Origin of the sequence: Xanthobacter autotrophicus (genome assembly GCF_005871085.1) — a bacterium.
In the GTDB taxonomy this organism is placed as follows: domain Bacteria; phylum Pseudomonadota; class Alphaproteobacteria; order Rhizobiales; family Xanthobacteraceae; genus Xanthobacter; species Xanthobacter autotrophicus.
On the sequence record NZ_VAUP01000037.1, the window covers coordinates 261,401 to 280,579 of the forward strand.

Below are 19,179 nucleotides of genomic sequence, written 5' to 3' on the forward strand. Positions count from 1 at the left end.
GCATGACCCTTCCCTTCGATTACGTGCGCGACGGCACCGCCATCTACGAGCGCTCCTTCGCCATCATCCGAGCGGAGGCGGACCTGTCGCGCTTCTCCCCCGAGGAGGAAGACGTGGCGGTGCGCATGATCCACGCCTGCGGGCTGGTGGAGGCGGCGCGCGATTTTGTCTTTGGCCCCGGCGTGGTGGCCGCCGCCCGCGCGGCGCTGCAAGCCGGCGCACCGATCCTGTGCGATGCGCAGATGGTGGCCCACGGCATCACCCGCGCCCGCCTGCCCGCCAACAACGAGGTGGTCTGCACCCTGCGCGATCCCGCGGTGCCGGCATTGGCCGAGAAGCTCGGCACCACCCGCTCGGCCGCGGCGCTGGAATTGTGGCGCGCGCAGCTTGCCGGCGCAGTGGTCGCCATCGGCAATGCGCCCACCGCCCTGTTCCACCTGCTGGAAATGCTGGACAAGGGCGCGCCCCGGCCCGCCGCCATCCTCGGCATGCCGGTGGGCTTCGTGGGCGCGGCGGAATCCAAGGATGCGCTGGCAGCCGACCCGCGCGGCGTGCCGTTTGCCATCGTGCGCGGGCGGCTCGGCGGCAGCGCCATCACCTCCGCCGCCGTCAACGCGCTGGCGAGGGCCGGGCTATGAAAGGCCAGCTCATCGGCGTGGGCGTCGGCCCCGGCGACCCCGATCTCATGACCCTTAAGGCGGTGAAGGCCATCGCCGGCGCCGACGTGGTGGGCTATTTCGCCAAGGCCGGCAACGTCAGCCACGCGCGGACCATCGCCCAGGCGCACTTCCGTCCGGACACGGTGGAACTGCCCCTGCTCTATCCCGTCACCACCGAGATCCACCGGCATGATGCCGCCTATCGCACCGCCATCGGCGCCTTCTACGACGCCTCGGCGGCAACGGTGGCGGAGCACATCCTCGCCGGCCGCACGGTGGCGGTGCTGAGCGAGGGCGACCCGCTGTTCTACGGCTCCTACATGCACCTGCATGTGCGCCTCGCCCAGCGCTTCCCCACCAAGGTCATTCCCGGCGTCACCGGCATGTCCGGCTGCTGGTCGCAGGCCGGCGCGCCCATCGCCCAGGGCGACGACGTGCTCATGGTGCTGCCCGGCACGCTGGATGAAGACGAGCTTTCCCGCCGCCTCGCCACGGCCGATGCGGCGGTGATCATGAAGGTGGGCCGCAACCTGCCCAAGATCCGCCGGGCGCTGGCCGCCGCCGGCCGGCTCGATCGCGCGCTCTATGTGGAGCGCGGCACCATGGCCGATTGCGCGCTGGTGCCCCTCTCCGAGCGGGCGGACGAGCGCGCGCCCTATTTCTCCATCGTGCTGGTGCCCGGCTGGGAGCGCGCGGCATGACTGGCGGCGACAGGCGCGGGCGCATCACCGTGGTGGGCCTCGGCCCCGGTGCGGCGCGGCAGATGACGCCGCAGGCCGCGGCGGCGGTGGAAGCGGCGGACCTCGTCTTCGGCTATGCCCCCTATCTCGCCCGCCTGCCAGAACGGCCGGGGCAGGAGCGCCGGCCCTCCGACAATCGCGAGGAGATCGCCCGCGCCTCGGCGGCGCTGGACGCGGCGGTTGCGGGTGCGCGGGTCGCCATGGTCTCGGGGGGCGATCCCGGCGTGTTCGCCATGGCCGCCGCCGTGTGCGAGGCCATCGAGCATGGGCCGGACGCCTGGCGCGCCCTCGATCTCGAGGTGGTGCCCGGCGTCACCGCCATGCTGGCGGTGGCGGCGCGCTGCGGGGCGCCGCTGGGCCACGATTTCTGCGCCCTCTCCCTCTCCGACAATTTGAAGCCCTGGGCGCTGGTGGAAAAGCGCCTGCTGCTGGCGGCGGAGGCGGGCTTTGTCATCGCCCTCTACAATCCCATCAGCCGGGCACGGCCGTGGCAGCTGGGACGGGCCTTCGCGCTGCTGCGCGAGCGCCTTGCGGGCAGCGTGCCGGTGGTGTTCGGCCGCGCGGCGGGGCGCGAGGACGAGCGTATCACCCTCACCACTCTGGCCGACGCCAACCCGGCGCAGGCCGACATGGCTACCTGCGTGATCATCGGCACCGCCGATACCCGCATCGTACAGCGCCCCGGCCTGCCGCCCCTGGTCTACGCACCCCGCTCGGCGGACAGGCCCGTGTCTCCGGTGGAGGAAACCGCGCCGTGAGCGCCGAGCTGGTGGAGCAGCCACGCCTCGGCCTCCGCCGGCGTTTCCACCGCCGGGACGGCGGGGATGGCGGGCCGCGCGATCAGCAGCACCTCGATGCCCAATGCGCGCGCCGCCGCCATCTTGCCGTAGGTGGCCGCACCGCCGCTGTTCTTGGCCACGATGGTGTCCATGCGATGCGCCTCCAGCAGCGCGCGGTCGTCGCCCTCGCCGAACGGGCCGCGCCCCAGCACATATTGGGCCTGCGGCACCGCCAGCGGCGGCAGGACCGGATCGACGCTGCGCACCAGATAGGCGTGCTGCGGTGCCGCCTCGAAGGCGCGCACCTCGTTGCGGCCGAGGGCGAGGAACACCCGCCGCGGCGCATCCCCCAGCGCGGCCACCGCCGCCGGCACATCCGCCACCTCGCGCCAGCGATCGCCGGCAACGGGCATCCACGGCCCGCGCCGCAGGGCGAGGAGGGGCACGCCCGCCGCCGCGCAGGCCTGCGCGGCATTGAAGGACATCCGGGCGGCATAGGGATGGGTGGCATCCACCACGGCGGCAACGCGCTCCGCCTTCAGGTAGTCTTCAAGGCCCGCCGCGCCGCCGAAGCCGCCGACGCGCACGGGCACCGGCTGGGGCGCGGGATGTTCCGTGCGCCCTGCCAGCGACAGGACCACGTCGAGATCGGCATGGTCCGCGATGCGGGCGGCGAGGCATTTGGCGAGGGCGCTGGCCTCGCTGGTGCCGCCCAGCAGGAGAATGCGCGGGACCATGGCTGAAACGGCGCGGGTCGAGACGGAGGGATCGCTCATGGCGGGCATAAGTGCCCCAGCCGGGCGCTGGCTGTCCATCGTCGGCATCGGCGAGGACGGGGCGGACGGCCTCTCCCCCGCCGCGCGCGCCGCCATCTCCTGCGCCGAGATCGTGTTCGGCGGGGCGCGCCATCTTGCCCTTGCCGGCAACCTCGTTACCGGCGAAGCGCAGGTTTGGCCGAGCCCCTTCAGCCTTGCCGGCGTTCTCGCCGCGCGCGGGCGGGCGGTGTGCGTCCTCGCCTCGGGCGACCCCTTCCTTTACGGCGTGGGCGCGAGCCTCGCCCGCCATGTGCCGGCGGACGAAATGCGCGCCTTCCCCGCGCCCTCTGCCTTCTCCCTGGCCGCCGCGCGGCTGGGCTGGGCGTTGCAGGAGGTGGACCTTATCTCCCTCCACGGCCGGCCGCTCGCGCGCCTTCGGCCCTGCCTGCAGGACAGCGCGCGGCTGATCCTGCTCACCTCGGACGGTAGCGGGCCGCGACAGGTGGCGGATTTCGTCACCGCCCACGGCTGCGGCGCCTCGCGCCTCGTGGTGCTGGAGGCTCTGGGCGGCCCGTCCGAGCGGGTGCGCGAGACGCGGGCCGATGCCTTCGCCTTCACCGACGTGGCCGCGCTGAACGTGGTGGCGCTGGAGGTGGCGGCGGACACGGACGCCCCTCTCCTGCCCCTCGCCAGCGGCCTTGCCGACGACCTGTTCGAGCATGACGGCCAGATCACCAAGCGCGAGATCCGCGCCCTCACCCTCTCCTCCCTCGCGCCGCGACGGGGGGAATTGCTGTGGGATATCGGAGCGGGGGCGGGCTCCATCGCCATCGAATGGCTGCTGGCCCATCCGTCCCTCAACGCCATCGCCATCGAGGGGCATGCGGAGCGCGCAGCCCGCATCGGCCGCAATGCCGGGCGCCTCGGCGTGCCCCATCTGAAAGTCGTAGAGGGTGCGGCACCCGGCGCCCTTGCCGGACTACCCCCGCCGGATGTCATCTTTCTCGGTGGCGGCGCCTCCGAGCCGGGCGTGTTCGAGGCGGCGCTGGCGGCGCTGAAGCCGGGCGGGCGGCTGGTGGCCAACGCGGTCACGCTGGAGACGGAAGCGGTGCTCCTTGCCGCCCATGCAAGGCTCGGCGGCGATCTGGTGCGCATCGCTCTGGCGCGCTCAACGCCGGTGAAGGGAATGACCGGCTGGCGGCCTGCCATGCCGGTCACCCAGTGGCGCTATGGCAAGCCGCCCAAGACAGAGGGAGGCGGGGCATGATCGTGGCCGGCATCGGCTCCAAGCGGGGGGTGAGCGTGGACGAGGTGCTGGCCGCCTTCGACGCGGCCCTCGAGCGCGCCGCGCTGGCGCGGGACGACGTGGCCCTCATCGCCGCGCCGGCGGTGAAGGGGGGCGAGGCCGGCATCAGCGAGGCGGCGGCCAAGCTTGGCCTGCCGCTGGTGCTGGTGCCGCAGACTCAGCTTGAAGCCGCCTCCAACCGAACCCAGACCCGCTCGGAGCGGGTGATCGCATTGTTGCGCGTGCCCTCTGCGGCGGAGACAGCGGCGCTGGCCGCCGCCGGCGCGACGGCACGACTTCTGGGGCCGCGCCTCGCGCTGGGGCCCGTCACCTGCGCCCTCGCCCGGCGGGAGGAAGAAGAAGAGTGACCGTTCATTTCATCGGCGCGGGACCCGGCGCGGCGGACCTCATCACCGTGCGCGGGCGCGATCTCATCGCCCGCTGCCCGGTCTGCCTCTATGCCGGGTCCATCGTGGCACCGGAGCTGCTGGACTACTGCCCGCCCGGCGCCCGAATTGTGGACACCGCCCCCCTCGACCTCGACCGGATCGAGGCTGAATATGTGCGCGCCTTCAAAGCGGGAGAGGATGTGGCGCGGCTGCACTCCGGCGACCTCTCTGTCTACAGCGCAGTGGCCGAGCAGATGCGCCGGCTCGACCGGCTGTCCATCCCCTATACGCTGACGCCTGGCGTGCCCGCCTTCGCGGCGGCGGCGGCGCTGCTGAAGCGGGAATTCACCGTGCCGGAGGTGGCGCAGAGCCTCGTCATCACCCGCGTCTCGGGCCGCGCCTCCGCCATGCCGGCGACGGAGAACCTTGCCGCCTTCGCCGCCACGGGGGCGACGCTTGCCATCCATCTGGCAATTCACGCCCTCGACCGGGTGGTGGCGGAACTGACCCCGGTGCTCGGCGCCGACTGCCCGGTGGCGGTGGTGGCCAAGGCCTCCTGGCCGGATGGGCGGGTCGTCACTGGAACGCTCAGTGACATCGCGGCCCAACTTGAGGTCGACCCCATCCCGCGCACGGCGCTCATCCTGGTGGGGCGGGCATTGGCGGCGCAGGATTTCCGCGAGAGCGCGCTTTATGACACCGCCTATGTCCGCCGCTTTCGCGGGGGCGGGGAATGAGCGGCCGTTCAGGCCTGCGCTGGGGCGAAGGGCGCGCGTCCCATAAGCGTGCCATCGCGGTCGAACACCACGATCTCCAGTGCCACGTCAGCCCGGCCAAGCGCCCGCGCGGCGGTGGCCCAGGCGGCGCGGGCCACGCGATCGCCCAGCGGGAAGCCTGCGGCCCGGGCGATCTGGAAGGCCTCCGCCACCATGTGCGCGGCGCCGATGCGCGCCGCGAGGTCTGGCCCGGCGCCCGCGCCCGACGCGAGGGTGGCGAGGGCCTCCATGTCGGCGCGGCCGCGCTTGGAATGGAGATCCAGGAAGCCCTGCCCGAGCTTGGTCATCTTGGCGACGCCGCCGGCCACCGTCACCTTGGCCACCGGATGGGCGCGCACATATTTCAACATGCCGCCGACGAAATCGCCCATGTCGATGAGCGCCACCTCGTCGAGGCCATGGAGCTTCTGCACCGCCTGTTCGGAGGCATTGCCGGTGGCCCCGGCCACATGGTCCAGCCCCATGGCGCGGGCCACATCGATGCCGCGATGGATGGAGTGGATCCACGCCGCGCAGGAATAGGGCACGACGATGCCCGTGGTGCCCAGCACCGAGAGCCCGCCGACGATGCCGAGGCGCGGATTGAGCGTCTTGAGCGCGAGGCGCGCGCCGTCGGCGATGAAGATTTCCACCTCCGCGTCGGCCGCGACGCCCGCCGCCCGCGCCACCTCGGCGATGCCGGCGGCGATCATGCGACGGGGTACCGGATTGATGGCCGGTTCGCCCGGCGGGATGGGCAGGCCCGGCCGCGTGATTATGCCCACCCCCTCCCCGGCCCGGAAGGTGACGCCCGCGCCCGCTGCCCCGCGCCGGACCGTGGCGCCCACGAGGGCGCCATGGGTCACGTCCGGATCATCGCCCGCATCCTTGACGATGCCGGCCATGGCGCTGTCGGGCTGAAGGTCCTGCACTGCGAGGGCAAAGGCCGGACGGGCGCCGTTTGGCAGCTCCACTTCGACCGGATCGTGAAAGGCGCCGGTGACAAGCGCCGCGAAGGCGGCCTTTGCCGCGCCGGCGGCGCAGGTGCCCGTGGTCCAGCCGCGCTTCAGCGGCCGGTCGGTGGGGGCGCCTTCGGAACCGTCGCTCGGCACGTCGCTCATGACCGCCTTGATAGAGAGGCCAGACGGACTGTGGAAGGGGGGACCGCATGGTGACACCCCGCGGCCTCCTCATCGCCGCCCCGCGCTCCGGCTCGGGCAAGACCACGATTACCCTCGCCCTGCTCGCGGCGCTGGCGCGGCGGGGCGTCGCCGTGCGGGCGGCGAAATCGGGGCCGGACTATATCGACCCGGCCTTCCATGCCGCCGCAACCGGACGGCCGGGGCTCAATCTCGACAGTTGGGCCATGCCGCCGGCCCTCGTCGACCACCTCGCCTCGACCGCCGCGCAGGGCGCCGAGCTGTTGGTGGCGGAAGGCGCCATGGGCCTGTTCGACGGGGTGGCGACCGAAGCTGGCCGCACTGGTGCGGGGGCCGACATCGCCGCGCGCCTCGGCCTGCCGGTGCTGCTGGTGCTCGATGTATCGGGGCAATCGCAGACAGCCGCTGCGGTGCTGCGCGGCTTCCTCACCCATGATCCGCGCGTGCGCATCGCCGGGGTGGTGCTGAACAAGCTCGGCAGCGAGCGGCACACACGCATGATCCGCGAGGCCATCGCCCCACTGGGCGTGCCCATCCTCGGCACCGTGCCGCGCGAGGCGGCCATCGTGCTGCCGGAGCGCCATCTTGGCCTGGTGCAGGCGGGGGAGACCGACGACCTCGCGGCCCGGCTCAAAGCCCTGGCCGATCTCGGCGAGCGCCATCTCGACCTCGACGGCATCCGCGCTGCCGCCGGCCCGCTCGACCTTGCTGCGGGAGATGCGGGCGCGCTGATTGCGCCGCCCGGCCAAAGGATCGCGCTGGCGCAGGATGCGGCCTTCAGCTTCATGTATGGCCATCTACTGGCCGGCTGGCGGGCGCTGGGGGCGGAGATCCTGCCCTTCTCACCGCTTGGCGACGAGGCGCCGGACCCGTCCTGCGACGTGTGCTGGCTGCCCGGCGGCTATCCGGAGCTTCATGCCGGCCGGCTGGCGGCGGCGGGCCGGTTCCTTGAAGGCACGCGCCGCTTCGCGCGAGCAAAGCCGGTGCACGGGGAGTGCGGCGGCTATATGACCCTCGGTCACGCGCTGACCGACGCGGAGGGGAGCACCCACGCCATGCTCGGCCTCCTGGACCTTGAGACCAGCTTTGCCCACCGCAAGATGAACCTCGGCTATCGGGCGGCGCGCCTTGTGTCCCCCTCCCCCCTTGGGGCGGTGGGGGAGACGGTGCGCGGCCACGAGTTTCACTACGCGACCGTGCTCACCCGCGGCGGGGATGCACTCGCCGAGCTATCCGACGCCGAAGGCCGCCCGCTGGGCCCCGCCGGCAGCCGGCGCGGCACCGTCACGGGCGGCTTCTTCCACGCCATCGCGCGGGACTGACCCCTGCGTCGCTCACGCCTGCTTGGCAGTGACAGCGAGGATGCGCTTGGCCACCACATAAGCCGCCGGAATAGCGGCGACCGCGCCGATGGCGGCAGCGATGGGGATGAGGCGCATGTCCTGCCCCGCCAAGGACGGCATGGCCAGCACGAACAGGATGGCAGCGCCGGCAAAGGTGGTGCCCAGAATGAGCCAGACGAGAATCGCAATCTTAAGCATGGTGAGGCTCCGCGGCAGACGCCCCTTGATACGCCCTTCCGTTGGGTCCGCTTTTGACACCGATCAACTGTGAATGGGACCGTCGCGTCGCATGCATTCACTGCATGACCGGGACCGGCGTTTGCGCGTTATAGTCTCGTCTGCAGGCGCGCCGCCGGGCGCCGGAAGGGCGCGCCGCCGATCCCCGGGAGGGACGTCATGCAGTGTCAGTTCAAGGAAGACGACTTCCGTGCTGCCATCCTCGACATCGTCAGCCACAAGGATGGGCAGGCCATCATCATCCAGGTGGTGGGGGGCAATACCCTCACCGGCTTCGCGCCCCTGAGCGTGGGCCGCGACTATCTGCGGTGCCAGGTGGCCGCCGGGAACGGGCAGAAGGAGCAGGTCGTTCCCTTCCACTCCATCACCTGCGTGCGTTGAGAGTCGCGTGCGCTGAGACCTCCGGGCGCGAATGCCAGCATGCGGCGAGGAACCGCCTTCGTCGGCTGGACGCCGCGCTGGCCGTTCCGTCCTATATCGTATATCCAACGCGGGCGTTCGATCGCCCCGGTCCTTCATGCCCCTCAGGAGCCTTCCCATGGCAGCACCCCAGCCCGTTTCCCGTTCCGCAACCGCGCGCTTCGCGCTGCTGCGCGACAAGATGCTGATCGGCGGCGCCTGGGTGGACGCGGATTCCGGCGCGACCATCGAGGTCAACAATCCCGCCACCGGCGAGATCATCGGCACCATCCCGAAGGCCGGTGCCGCCGAGACCCGCCGCGCCATCGAGGCCGCCTCCGAGGCCTTCAAGACCTGGCGCGCCACCACCGCCGCCGAGCGCGCGGTGAAGCTGCACAAGCTGGCCGACCTCATCACCCAGAATGCGGACGAGCTGGCCGCCATCCTCACCACCGAGCAGGGCAAGCCGCTGGCCGAGGCCAAGGGCGAGATCGGCGCCTCCGCCGGCTATGTGCGCTGGTTCGCGGAAGAGGCCCGGCGCCTCTATGGCGACGTGATCCCCTCGCCGTGGGGCAATCGCCGCATCCTCGTCACCAAGGAGCCGGTGGGCGTGGTGGCGGCGGTGACGCCGTGGAACTTCCCCTCCTCCATGCTGTCGCGCAAGATCGGCGCGGCGCTGGCGGCGGGCTGCACGGTGGTGGCCAAGCCTTCCGAGCTGACCCCCTATTCGGGCCTGGCCTGGGGCGTGCTGGCCGAGATGGCCGGCATCCCGGCGGGTGTGGTCAACATCGTGGTGGGAGAGGCCCCCGCTATCGGCGGCGAGATGACCTCCAACCCGCTGGTGAAGAAGGTGACCTTCACCGGCTCCACCCCCGTGGGCAAGCTGCTGATGAAGCAGTCCGCCGACACCATGAAGAAGATCTCCATGGAGCTGGGCGGCAACGCGCCGTTCCTGGTGTTCGACGATGCCGACCTCGACCTGGCCGTGGAGCAGGCCATCGCCTCCAAGTTCCGCAACGTGGGCCAGACCTGCGTGTGCGCGAACCGCTTCTATGTGCAGGCTGGCATCTATGACGCCTTCGCCGCCAAGTTCGCCGAAGCTTCGAAGAAGCTGAAGGTGGGCAACGGCCTGGACGAAGGCGTGGTGGCCGGCCCGCTCATCGACGACCGCGCGCTGGCCAAGGTGGAGCGCCTGCTGAAGGACGCCTTGGACAAGGGCGCCACCGTTCTCACCGGCGGCAAGCAGCCGGCCATCGGCGGCACCTTCTTCGAGCCCACGGTGCTGGCCGGCGCCACCCAGGACATGGCGTTTGCCCGCGACGAGATCTTCGGCCCGCTGGCCCCGCTGTTCAAGTTCGAGACCGAGGAGCAGGCCGTCGCCTACGCCAATGCGACGGAATACGGCCTCGCCTGCTACTTCTTCACCAAGGACCTCGGCCGCGCCTTCCGGGTGGCGGAAAAGCTGGAATATGGCCAGGTCGGCATCAATGCCGGCGTCATCACCACCGAGGTCGCCCCGTTCGGCGGCGTGAAGGAGAGCGGCATGGGCCGCGAAGGCTCCAAGTACGGCTGCGACGACTATCTGAACATCAAGTACATGTGCGTCGGCGGGCTCTGAGCCCGCCACCCCCGGGCGGTTCGCCGCCCGGGGCGTCCCGCATCAGGCCGGCGGCGCGAAGCGCAGTGCGATGCCGATGCGGTTCCAGGCGTTGATGGAGGCGATGGTCACCGTCAGGAAGACCGCCTCATCCTCCGAGAATTCCAGCAGCAGCGCCGTCCAGGCCGCGTCAGAGGCGGCTTCCGCCTCAAGCAGCGTCAGCTCTTCCGCATAGGCCAGCGCCGCCCGTTCCCGCGCCGAGAATGCCGGCGCATCCCGCCAGGCCGCGAGCAGGTCGAGCTTGTCCTGCGGCACGCCGGCCTTCCGCGCCACGCCCAGGTGGAACTTCAAGCAGAAGGCGCAACCGTTGATCTGGGAGGCGCGCAGCTTCACCAGCTCGGTCAGCCCCTTGTCGAGGCCGGAGGCGTCCACCGCCTTGGTGAGGGCGGACAGGCCGGCATAGACATCCGGCGCACGCTCGGTGAAGGCCTTGTAGGTGGGGCGGGACAGAGTGTCGGTCACGCGGCTTCCTTTCGGTTCGCAGATCGCAGGCTTCGCTGTCAGCTCTTCAGCCGGTAGCCGGTGCGGAACATCCAGCGCACCGTGAAGAGGCAGACGATAAGGAAGGCCAGCGTCATGGCGAAGCTCACCTCCACCCGCACATCCGAATGGCCGAAGAAGCTCCAGCGGAAGCCGGATACCAGATAGACCACGGGGTTAAACAGCGTCACCGTCCGCCACACCGGGGGCAGCATGTCCAGGGAATAGAAGGTGCCGCCGAGGAAGGTCAGCGGCGTGATCACCAGCATGGGGATCAATTGCAGCCGCTCGAACCCGTCCGCCCAGATGCCGATGATGAAGCCGAACAGGGAGAAGGTGACCGCCGTGAGCACCAGGAAGCCCAGCACCCAGAAGGGATGGCGGATCTCCAGCGGCACGAACAGCGAGGCGGTGGCGAGGATGATCAGCCCCAGCACGGTGGACTTGGTGGCCGCCGCCCCCACATAGCCCGCCACGATCTCGAACGGCGAGACCGGCGCCGACAGCAACTCGTAGATGGTGCCGGTGAAGCGCGGGAAGTAGATGGCAAACGCCGCGTTGCTGATGGACTGCGTGAGCAGCGTCAGCATCATCAGCCCCGGCACGATGAAGGCACCATAGGCGACCCCCCCAACTTCAGCCATGCGCGGGCCGATGGCCGAGCCGAACACCACGAAATAGAGCGAGGTCGACAGCACCGGCGAGACCACGCTCTGCCCCAGCGTGCGCCGGGTGCGGTTCATCTCGAAGCCGTAGATGGCGGCGATGGCTTGCAGGTTCACGGCTCGCGCCTCACCAGGCTCACGAAGATGTCTTCGAGGGAGCTTTGCTCCGTATGGAGATCCTTGAAGGCGATGCCCTCGGACGAGAGTGCGGCCAGCAGGCCGGCGATGGAGAGGCCGTCGTCGTCCCCCTCGCGGTTGGTCGCATAGGTGTAGGTGAGGCGGATGCCGTCGTCCGAAAGGGCAAGCCCGAAGTCGGCCAGCGCCTGCGGCAGGGCGACGAGCGGCGCGGTCAGCTCGACGGTAAGCTGCTTCTTGCCCAGCTTGCGCATGAGCGTCGCCTTCTCCTCCACCAGGATCAGCTCGCCCTTGGCGATCACCCCCACCCGGTCGGCCATCTCCTCGGCCTCCTCCAGATAGTGGGTGGTGAGGATGATGGTGACGCCCTCGTCGCGCAGCTCGCGCACGAGGCGCCACATGTCGCGGCGCAGTTCAACGTCCACGCCGGCGGAGGGCTCATCGAGGAACAGCACCTCCGGTTCGTGGGACAGCGCTTTGGCGATGAGAACGCGGCGCTTCATGCCGCCCGAGAGCGTCATGATGCGGGCATCCTTCTTGTCCCAGAGGGACAGGCTGCGCAGCACCTTCTCGATATAAGCGGGGTTCGCCTTGCGGCCGAACAGGCCGCGCGAGAAGCTGACCGTGGCCCAGACACTCTCAAACGAATCGGTGGTCAGCTCCTGCGGCACCAGGCCGATGCGGGAGCGCGCCGCGCGATAGTCCGCGACGATATCGTATCCTGCAACCTCCACCTTGCCGGCGGTGGCGTTCACGAGGCCGCAGATGACGGAGATGAGGGTGGTCTTGCCCGCGCCGTTGGGCCCGAGCAAGGCGAAGATCTCGCCGCGCCGGATCTCGAGGCAGACATCCTTTAGGGCCACGTGGCCCGTCGCATAGGTCTTGCCGAGGCCGGAAACGGTGATGACGCTGCTGGAGGCGCCGGGGGTGGCGATCATGGAAGAGTCGCGGGTCGCGGAAGCGCTCATGGGGGCGCTTTAGACCACGTCACGGCGGCGGCGGGAAGCCCCGCCGCCTTCCTCTCACGCAGACGCGCAAGGCCGCTCAGGCGCCCTGGATGGCGCTGAGGCGCCAAAGCCCCGCTGCCCCGCCGCCCGTGGGACCGGCGACGCGGTCGCGCACGAAGGTCCACACCTCGGTGCTTTCTCCCACGCCCGCAGCATCCCCGGAGACAAGCTGGCCGCTCTTGCGATCCAGCATCACGTCGCGGCTGGCATAGCGCATGGCGACGGTGGCGTACTCGCGGTTGCCTTCCCGCCACGCCTCGGCGAGGTCGCCCTGAAGCAGTTTCACGTCGGAGACATCGTTGCGGACCCCGCGCTCGGCATTCTCGCGCAGTTCGTCGGCGAGGTAGCCGAACATCTCCGGCGTGGTGTTGGCGCGAAGTTCGGCCTGGTCCTCACGGCTGACCGCGCCCTGGATGATACCGAGCAGACGCTCGAACGCATCGAAATCCGCCGCGGCGAGGCCGATCTCGTCCTGCACGCCAGGCGTCCGTGCACTGGCGGCCGGAGGCACGCTCGCCGCCGGAGGCACGCTGGCGGCGCGCCAGTCACCGGGAGCGGCGGGACGCGGCCCGCCGGAGCCTGCCCCCCCCCGCGCACCGGCAGCGGCGGGAACCGGCTGGGAACGGCGCAGCAGGCGCATGATGAGCATCACGCCGCCCACCACGAGGCCCACCTGAAGCAGCAGCCCCAGGATACCAGCAAGCCCGCCGAGTCCCTGCCCCATCAGCATGCCGATGAGACCGCCGATGAGCAGGCCGCGCATGAGTGAGCCGGCAAAGCCATTGCCGAACATGGAAGAGCGCGGCGCGGCGGCCTGCGGCCGGGCCGCCGCGGAAGGCGCCGTCTGTGGCGAAGTGGTGGAGCGCTGCACCGGCGCCACCGTCCCCGGCGCCGTGGGGGTCGCGGCCGGCGTCTGATAGGTCCGGGTTCCCCGGCTGCCGATGGAGCCGGCGCGCCGCGCCTCCGCATGGTCCGCGGCGACGAGGGTCAACGCGCCCGCGACGGCCAGCGCCGCCAGAACCGTCCGCTTGCGAAACATGGACATTCCGATCAGATCCTCTCCGACGCCGGGCAAATGCCGCAACGTCACATGGCCATTCATATAGGAGGAGGCCGCACCGATTGCGAGGGCCTCGGCTTCGCGTTTGCGACCTGAGCCCGCGCTGATATGGTCGCCCGGCCTGCCACGCCGTCGCTTCCCGGAGCCCCTGATGCCCGTCCCTGCCGTGCGTGCCCTTGCCAGAAACGCCTTTGCCGGGAACAGGTTTACAAAACCGATCCTGGGCCTTTTCGCCTGCTGCGCCCTTCTCGGCGCGCCGATCGCGCGGGCCGAGCCTATCGGCGTCACCGTGCGCAACGAGAGCGTGGCCGCCACCTGCGCCGAGACCGACAACGTCACGCTGTCCTTCGTCTCCGACAAGGTGAGCCGGTTCCGCATCATCGCCCGCCACCCCGCCTATGCCGGCATGCTGCGCGTCGACCGGACCGAGCCGGACTTCGAAACCTGTGATTTCTCCGCTGATCCCGTGGTGCCGGCCACCGCCCCCGCGCCGGCGGGAACGCCGCCCACGGCGATCCCGGCGCCGAAGCGCATCACCATTTATGAGACGCCGGACCTGTGGCTCACCGGCTTCATCTTCCCCTCGTTCTGGCGTGCAGCGACCGTGCCGTTCCGGGTGGGCACCGAAGCGACGCAGGGCCTGCACATGGTGCAGCTGTGGGTGCGCGGCAAAGACCAGCAGCCGGAAGAGGTGCTGGTGGTGTATCCGCCGGATGGCTATTGGCGGGCGCGGCCGCTGTCGCCGGCGCACCTCGCCAGTACCGCCTACGGCTCGTCCTTCCTGCTGGGTCCGGTGGAGCAGGCCGAGCGCCCGCTGGTGCGCCTGAAGGAGATCGGCTTCGCGCCGCAGACGCGCACCTTCACCCTGTCGTTTGCCGACGGCGGCAAGGCCCGGCTGAAGATCGCCGACGTGGATCGCGATGCGCTGACCCTGGAAGCGGAATTCGACGGCACGGCGCCGCGCACCTTCGCCGCTTTGCGCTCCATGTATGTGACCGAGGGCAATGCGGATGTGGCCCGCGTCTCCTGGCGGACGCTGGCGAAGACCGGGGCGCCCGCCACCATCGGCGAGGCCCCGGTGCTGAGCTTCACCGATGCCGACAACGTCGCCATGCTGTGGGCGGGGCGCCTCGTGCCCTCCCGCCACAACACCAGCGCGCCGGACTTCGTCTTCGACGGCTTCACCAGCCGCTGAGAAACCTCAGGCGACGGCGAGCACCGCCTCCGCCTCCAGCACGCCATTGGCGCCGCTGGTGACGGATTCCTCCAGCCCCTTCGCCTCGGTGGCGAGGTTTTCCGCGAAGAAGCGGGCAAGAGCGATGCGCGCGGCAAGGCGCGGATCGGTTCCGCCCGCCGCGCGCTCCGCATAGGCGGCCAGCGCCACCTTGGCGAGATAGGCCCCGCCGGCGGCACGGGCGAACAGGCGCAGATAGGGCGTTGCCCCGGCCAGCGCCTTGGCCTGGTCGCTCGGCAGCCAGTCCAGAATCTTGAGGGTGGCGCGGGCGAGCGCATCGATCGCCTCGGCGAGCCGCACCCCGGTATGGCCGAAATCCGGAGAATTCAGCGCGGCCACCTCGGCGGCGATGTCGCGATAATCGGCGATCACCGCATTCACCACGTCGCCGCCCTCCTGCGGCAGCTTGCGGGTCACGAGGTCGATGGCCTGGATGCCGTTGGTGCCCTCATAGATGGCGAAGATGCGGGCGTCGCGCATATGCTGGGCCGCGCCGGTCTCTTCCACATAGCCCATTCCGCCGTGCACCTGCACGCCGGTGGACGCCACCTCGATGCCGATGTCGGTGGAGAAAGCCTTGGCCACCGGGGTCAGAAGGCTCGCCTCGGCCAGCGCGGCGGCGCGGGCGGAGGGGTCGGGCAGGCGGCGGGCGCGGTCGAGAGCGTCGGCGGTCTTCAGGCAGATGGCGCGGGCGGCGTCAGTCTCGGCGCGCATGGTCAGCAGCATGCGCTTCACGTCCGGATGGGCGATGATGGGGGCCGAGCCCTCGAAGCCCGCGGCCTTGCCCTGCCGGCGATCCTTGGCATAGGCGAAGGCGCGCTGGGTGGCGCGCTCGGCCACCGCCACGCCCTGGATGCCCACCGCGAGGCGGGCGTTGTTCATCATGGTGAACATGCAGGCGAGGCCGCGGTTTTCCTCGCCCACCAGATAGCCGATGGCGCCCTCGCCCTTTTCGCCGAACACCATGGTGCAGGTGGGCGAGCCATGAAGGCCGAGCTTGTGCTCGATGCCGGCGCAGACCACGTCATTGCGTTCGCCGAGGCTGCCGTCCGCATTCACGAGTACCTTCGGCACCAGGAACAGGGAGATGCCGCGGGTGCCGGCCGGCGCATCCGGCAGGCGGGCGAGCACCAAGTGTACGATGTTCTCGGCGATGTCGTGCTCGCCGTAGGAGATGAAGATCTTGGTGCCGAAGACGCGATAGGTGCCATCCGCCTGCTTCACCGCCTTGGCGCGCAGGGCGGCAAGATCGGAACCCGCCTGCGACTCGGTGAGGTTCATGGTGCCGGTCCAGGTGCCGGCCACCATCTTGGTGAGATAGGTCTGCTGCAGTTCGGGGGATCCGTGGGCGGTGAGGGCCTCGATGGCGCCCATGGTCAGCACGCCGCCGATGCCGAAGGCGGGTGAGGCCGAGTTCCAGAATTCCGTGAGCGCCGAGGTCACCGAGGTGGGCAGGTGCTGGCCGCCGAACTCTTCCTCCGCCGCGACCGAACTCCAGCCGGCGGCGGTCCAGGCCTCATAGGCGGCGCGCCAGCCTTCGGGGGTCGTCACGGCGCCATCCTTGAGGGTACAGCCCTGCTTGTCGGACACCTTGTCGAGGGGGGCGATGACGGAAGCCGCGAACTTGCCGGCCTCTTCCAGCACCGGATCCACCACGTCGAAGGAGAGGTCCACGAGGCCCTGCTCCATCAGCAGGGGAAGGGCCGTGCAGGTCTTGAGAAAAAAGGCGACCTCTTCCACCGGCGCGCGATAGCTCATGTGACCCTCCCGTGTGCGGCATGCGCTTGACCGGCCCCGCGGGGCGCGCTCTAAGCACGCGACGTTCGGCTTCCCACATCGCGGCGCCGGCCGGCTTCGTCAAGAGGCGCGCCCAGGCCCATTGGTCGGACACGCGCGGATTGAAGGCATCATGGTTTCTCCCGCTCCGCCCCAGACGCGCCCGACCCGCCTGCTGCCGGCCGCCGCCCCCGGCGCCATCACCGAGGCGGCGCGGCTCCTGGCCTCCGGCGGTCTCGTGGCCTTTCCCACCGAGACGGTCTACGGCCTCGGCGCCGATGCGGCGAACCCCCAGGCCGTCGCCGCCCTCTATGCCGCCAAGGGGCGCCCGGCCTTCAACCCGCTGATTGCCCACACGCAGGATGCCGCTGGCGCCCGCCGGCTTGGCACCTTCAACCGGGCGGCGAACATCCTCGCGGACCGCTTCTGGCCCGGGCCCCTGACGCTGGTGGTGCCCTATGCCGGCGGCGACGGCGTCTGCGAGCTGGCGCGGGCGGGGCTCGACACGGTGGCGCTGCGCGTGCCCGCCCATGGCGATGCCGCCGCGCTGATCGCGGCATTCGGCGGGGCGGTGGTGGCGCCCAGCGCCAACCGCTCGGGCCATGTCTCCCCCACCACCGCCACCCATGTGATGGACGACCTTTCCGGCCGCATCGACATGGTGCTGGACGGCGGACCGACCCTGGTGGGGGTCGAATCCACCATTCTCGATGTGACTGGCGAAGTGCCGGTGCTGCTGCGTCCCGGCGGACTGGCGCGGGAGGAGATCGAGGCCGCCCTCGGCCAGCCCATCGCCCGGCCCGGCGCGAGCGACGACGCCCGCCCGATGGCACCCGGCCGCCTCGCCTCCCACTACGCGCCCCGCGCCGCGCTGCGGCTCGACGCTGCCCGGGTCGCTCCGGGCGAAGCCCTGCTCACCTTCGCCGGCGCAGCGCCGGACGGCACGCCGGCCGCCGGAACGGTGCTCGACCTCAGCCCGTCTGGTGATCTCACGGAGGCCGCCGCCCGGCTCTATGGCGCACTGCGGGCGCTGGACGCCTCCGGTGCTGCCGCCATCGCCGTGGTGGCGCTGCCCCGCACCGGCCTGGGCGAAGCCATTTACGACCGCCTCGCGCGCGCCGCCGCGCCCCGCCCCTCCCAAGACCCTTCCGGAAGCGAGATCCCCGCATGACCGAGACCCTCGCCACCACCGCCGTTGAGGGCTTCGCCTTCAGCCATGCGCAGGACACCGACACGCCGGCGCTTGCCGCCCTGTGGGAGCGCGCCGGCCTGACACGCCCGTGGAACGACCCCTTCGCCGACATCGCCCTGGCGCGGCGCGGACCCCATTCCACCATCCTGGTGGCGCGGCGGGACGGGGCGCTCGCGGGCTCGGTGATGGTGGGCCATGACGGCCATCGCGGCTGGGTTTACTACCTTGCGGTGGAGCCCAATCTGCAGGGCAAGGGCCTCGGCCGCGCCCTGCTCACCGCCGCTGAGGACTGGCTGCGCGCCCGCGCCGTGCCCAAGCTCATGCTGCTGGTGCGCCCGGACAACGAGGCCGTGCGCGGCTTCTATTCCGCCGTGGGCTATCTGGAGGAGCCGCGCGTCGTCTTCTCCCGCCGCCTCGACGGGAAGTAGGCGCGCCGACGCCTCAGGCTGCCGCGCGAAGCTGCGGACGGATGCGGGCGGCGAAGGTCTCAAGGTCGCTCAGGCGCTTGGCATAGCTTGGCGCCATCGGCTTGAGGACCAACGTGCGCGGCGCGAACTCCCGCTCCAGCGTTGCCACCTGCGCCGCCACGTCCGCCTCGGTGCCGATGAGCGAATCCGCGATCATGCGGTCAAGCTCGAACCAGGGGGTCCAGTCCGGCCGCACCTGTGCGGTGGTGGCGCGCATGCGCTCCACGAATGGGGCGAGAAAGGCCTTGGCCTCCTCCACCGCCTGCGCGCGGCTCTCCGCCAGATGCAGGAAGCGGATGAGCGTGAGGCGCGGGTCCCCATCCGGCGCGGTCTCGCGGTAGCGGGCGAGATTGGCGGCCAGCCCCTTGAGCGGAAAGGGCGGCGCCGCCATGAGCCCGTAGCCGCGACGGGCGGCGAGGGCCACCGTCTCCGGCGTGGCGCTCGCCATGTGGACAGGCACGGGCTTCTGCACCGGCCGCGGCACCAGCTCGAGCCCCTCCGCCGCGTAGAAGCGGCCCTTGAAGGTCACTGACGCGCCGTCGAGCAGCGCCTCGATCAGGTCGAGCGCCTCCAATGTACGGTCCCGCGCATCCTCCTTCGCCACGCCGAAATGCTTCATCTGCATGGGGAAGGGACCACCCTTGGCGACGCCGAACTCGAACCGCCCGCCGGAGAGGATGTCGACGGTGGCCACGTCCTCGGCCACCGTGATGGGATTGTGCAGCGGCAGCAGCACCGCCGCAGAGCCGAGGCGGATGCGCGAGGTGCGACCAGCGAGATAGGCGAGGATGGGAAGGCAGGAGGGGCTTGCCGCCTGCGGATTGAAATGATGCTCGGCGATCCACGCCTCCTCGAAGCCGAGGGCCTCGATCCGCTCCACCAGTTCGGTCTGCTCCCGGAAGGCGCTGGCGTAATCGAGCTGCGGATTCTCGTAGGTGCAGAACAATCCTATGCGCATGGCAACCTCCGGGAGCGGCAATGAAGAGCGCTGGCGCCGAAGCGGCG

The 19,179-nt window shown here is 70.7% G+C and carries 21 protein-coding genes; 12 read left to right on the plus strand and 9 right to left on the minus strand.

Annotated elements, in window-relative coordinates; genetic code table 11:
* Window positions 1-2: 2 nt before the first annotated feature.
* Genes FBQ73_RS18925 through FBQ73_RS18935 form a run of 3 tightly spaced genes read left to right on the plus strand, consistent with a single transcriptional unit; the run spans window position 3 to window position 2,157 of the window.
* Window positions 3-638, plus strand: coding sequence for a precorrin-8X methylmutase (locus tag FBQ73_RS18925; RefSeq protein WP_138401038.1), 636 nt, complete (start codon window positions 3-5; stop codon window positions 636-638).
* Window positions 635-1,360: a precorrin-2 C(20)-methyltransferase gene (locus FBQ73_RS18930; RefSeq protein WP_138401039.1), complete on the plus strand. Its 726-nt coding sequence runs from the start codon at window positions 635-637 to the stop codon at window positions 1,358-1,360. The genes FBQ73_RS18925 and FBQ73_RS18930 overlap by 4 nt, the downstream gene beginning before the upstream one ends.
* Window positions 1,357-2,157 (plus strand): precorrin-3B C(17)-methyltransferase, encoded by an 801-nt coding sequence (locus tag FBQ73_RS18935; RefSeq protein ID WP_138401040.1) that lies wholly within the window; start codon window positions 1,357-1,359, stop codon window positions 2,155-2,157. The genes FBQ73_RS18930 and FBQ73_RS18935 overlap by 4 nt, the downstream gene beginning before the upstream one ends.
* Here FBQ73_RS18935 and FBQ73_RS18940 read toward each other — a convergent pair.
* Window positions 2,100-2,915 (minus strand): cobalt-precorrin-6A reductase, encoded by an 816-nt coding sequence (locus FBQ73_RS18940; protein WP_138401115.1) that lies wholly within the window; start codon window positions 2,913-2,915, stop codon window positions 2,100-2,102. The genes FBQ73_RS18935 and FBQ73_RS18940 overlap by 58 nt on opposite strands.
* A gap of 37 nt (window positions 2,916-2,952) precedes the next feature.
* Between FBQ73_RS18940 and cbiE the strand changes: the two genes are divergently transcribed.
* The 3 genes from cbiE to cobM are packed head-to-tail and all read left to right on the plus strand — an operon-like array spanning window position 2,953 to window position 5,344.
* Entirely contained in the window at window positions 2,953-4,200 is a 1,248-nt protein-coding gene (gene cbiE, locus FBQ73_RS18945) for a precorrin-6y C5,15-methyltransferase (decarboxylating) subunit CbiE (RefSeq protein WP_138401041.1), read from the plus strand.
* On the plus strand, window positions 4,197-4,586 hold the full coding sequence (locus FBQ73_RS18950) for a cobalamin biosynthesis protein (RefSeq protein ID WP_138401042.1): 390 nt from the start codon (window positions 4,197-4,199) through the stop codon (window positions 4,584-4,586). The genes cbiE and FBQ73_RS18950 overlap by 4 nt, the downstream gene beginning before the upstream one ends.
* A complete protein-coding gene (gene cobM / locus FBQ73_RS18955; RefSeq protein WP_138401043.1) occupies window positions 4,583-5,344 on the plus strand; it encodes a precorrin-4 C(11)-methyltransferase in 762 nt (253 codons plus the stop codon). Before FBQ73_RS18950 ends, cobM begins: the two co-directional genes overlap by 4 nt.
* An 8-nt stretch (window positions 5,345-5,352) precedes the next feature.
* On the opposite strand, the gene FBQ73_RS18960 is transcribed toward cobM, so the two are convergent.
* On the minus strand, window positions 5,353-6,483 hold the full coding sequence (locus FBQ73_RS18960) for a cobalt-precorrin-5B (C(1))-methyltransferase (protein ID WP_138401044.1): 1,131 nt from the start codon (window positions 6,481-6,483) through the stop codon (window positions 5,353-5,355).
* 50 nt (window positions 6,484-6,533) lie between these two features.
* Between FBQ73_RS18960 and FBQ73_RS18965 the strand changes: the two genes are divergently transcribed.
* Window positions 6,534-7,844 (plus strand): cobyrinate a,c-diamide synthase, encoded by a 1,311-nt coding sequence (locus FBQ73_RS18965; protein ID WP_170218978.1) that lies wholly within the window; start codon window positions 6,534-6,536, stop codon window positions 7,842-7,844.
* Window positions 7,845-7,856: 12 nt separating this feature from the next.
* Here FBQ73_RS18965 and FBQ73_RS18970 read toward each other — a convergent pair whose 3' ends face one another.
* Window positions 7,857-8,063: a hypothetical protein gene (locus FBQ73_RS18970; RefSeq protein WP_138401046.1), complete on the minus strand. Its 207-nt coding sequence runs from the start codon at window positions 8,061-8,063 to the stop codon at window positions 7,857-7,859.
* A gap of 198 nt (window positions 8,064-8,261) precedes the next feature.
* Between FBQ73_RS18970 and FBQ73_RS18975 the strand changes: the two genes are divergently transcribed.
* Both FBQ73_RS18975 and FBQ73_RS18980 read left to right on the plus strand, forming a co-directional pair.
* Entirely contained in the window at window positions 8,262-8,483 is a 222-nt protein-coding gene (locus FBQ73_RS18975; protein WP_138401047.1) for a hypothetical protein, read from the plus strand.
* Window positions 8,484-8,640: 157 nt separating this feature from the next.
* Window positions 8,641-10,119 (plus strand): NAD-dependent succinate-semialdehyde dehydrogenase, encoded by a 1,479-nt coding sequence (locus tag FBQ73_RS18980; protein ID WP_138401048.1) that lies wholly within the window; start codon window positions 8,641-8,643, stop codon window positions 10,117-10,119.
* A gap of 42 nt (window positions 10,120-10,161) precedes the next feature.
* Here the strand turns inward: FBQ73_RS18980 and FBQ73_RS18985 are convergent, their stop codons facing one another.
* The 4 genes from FBQ73_RS18985 to FBQ73_RS19000 form a co-directional block, all read right to left on the minus strand.
* Window positions 10,162-10,620 (minus strand): carboxymuconolactone decarboxylase family protein, encoded by a 459-nt coding sequence (locus FBQ73_RS18985; protein WP_138401049.1) that lies wholly within the window; start codon window positions 10,618-10,620, stop codon window positions 10,162-10,164.
* A 38-nt stretch (window positions 10,621-10,658) separates the two neighbouring features.
* A complete protein-coding gene (locus FBQ73_RS18990) occupies window positions 10,659-11,420 on the minus strand; it encodes an ABC transporter permease (protein WP_138401050.1) in 762 nt (253 codons plus the stop codon).
* Window positions 11,417-12,406, minus strand: coding sequence for an ABC transporter ATP-binding protein (locus FBQ73_RS18995; RefSeq protein WP_138401051.1), 990 nt, complete (start codon window positions 12,404-12,406; stop codon window positions 11,417-11,419). Before FBQ73_RS18995 ends, FBQ73_RS18990 begins: the two co-directional genes overlap by 4 nt.
* 76 nt (window positions 12,407-12,482) lie before the next feature.
* The gene (locus FBQ73_RS19000; protein ID WP_246089777.1) at window positions 12,483-13,490 is read right to left on the minus strand and encodes a TIM44-like domain-containing protein; all 1,008 of its coding nucleotides are present in this window, start codon (window positions 13,488-13,490) and stop codon (window positions 12,483-12,485) included.
* A 166-nt stretch (window positions 13,491-13,656) separates the two neighbouring features.
* Here FBQ73_RS19000 and FBQ73_RS19005 point away from each other — a divergent pair, with 166 nt between their 5' ends.
* A complete protein-coding gene (locus tag FBQ73_RS19005; protein ID WP_138401052.1) occupies window positions 13,657-14,700 on the plus strand; it encodes a hypothetical protein in 1,044 nt (347 codons plus the stop codon).
* A 6-nt stretch (window positions 14,701-14,706) separates the two neighbouring features.
* Here the strand turns inward: FBQ73_RS19005 and FBQ73_RS19010 are convergent, their stop codons facing one another.
* On the minus strand, window positions 14,707-16,497 hold the full coding sequence (locus FBQ73_RS19010; protein WP_138401053.1) for an acyl-CoA dehydrogenase: 1,791 nt from the start codon (window positions 16,495-16,497) through the stop codon (window positions 14,707-14,709).
* A gap of 151 nt (window positions 16,498-16,648) precedes the next feature.
* On the opposite strand from FBQ73_RS19010, the gene FBQ73_RS19015 reads away from it, so the two are divergent.
* Window positions 16,649-17,686 carry an L-threonylcarbamoyladenylate synthase gene (locus FBQ73_RS19015; RefSeq protein WP_138401054.1) on the plus strand — a complete coding sequence of 346 codons (1,038 nt, stop codon included), beginning with the start codon at window positions 16,649-16,651 and terminating at the stop codon, window positions 17,684-17,686.
* Entirely contained in the window at window positions 17,683-18,135 is a 453-nt protein-coding gene (locus tag FBQ73_RS19020; RefSeq protein ID WP_138401055.1) for a GNAT family acetyltransferase, read from the plus strand. The genes FBQ73_RS19015 and FBQ73_RS19020 overlap by 4 nt, the downstream gene beginning before the upstream one ends.
* Window positions 18,136-18,148: 13 nt before the next feature.
* On the opposite strand, the gene FBQ73_RS19025 is transcribed toward FBQ73_RS19020, so the two are convergent.
* A complete protein-coding gene (locus FBQ73_RS19025; protein WP_138401056.1) occupies window positions 18,149-19,132 on the minus strand; it encodes an LLM class flavin-dependent oxidoreductase in 984 nt (327 codons plus the stop codon).
* Between the last annotated feature and the right edge of the window lie 47 nt (window positions 19,133-19,179).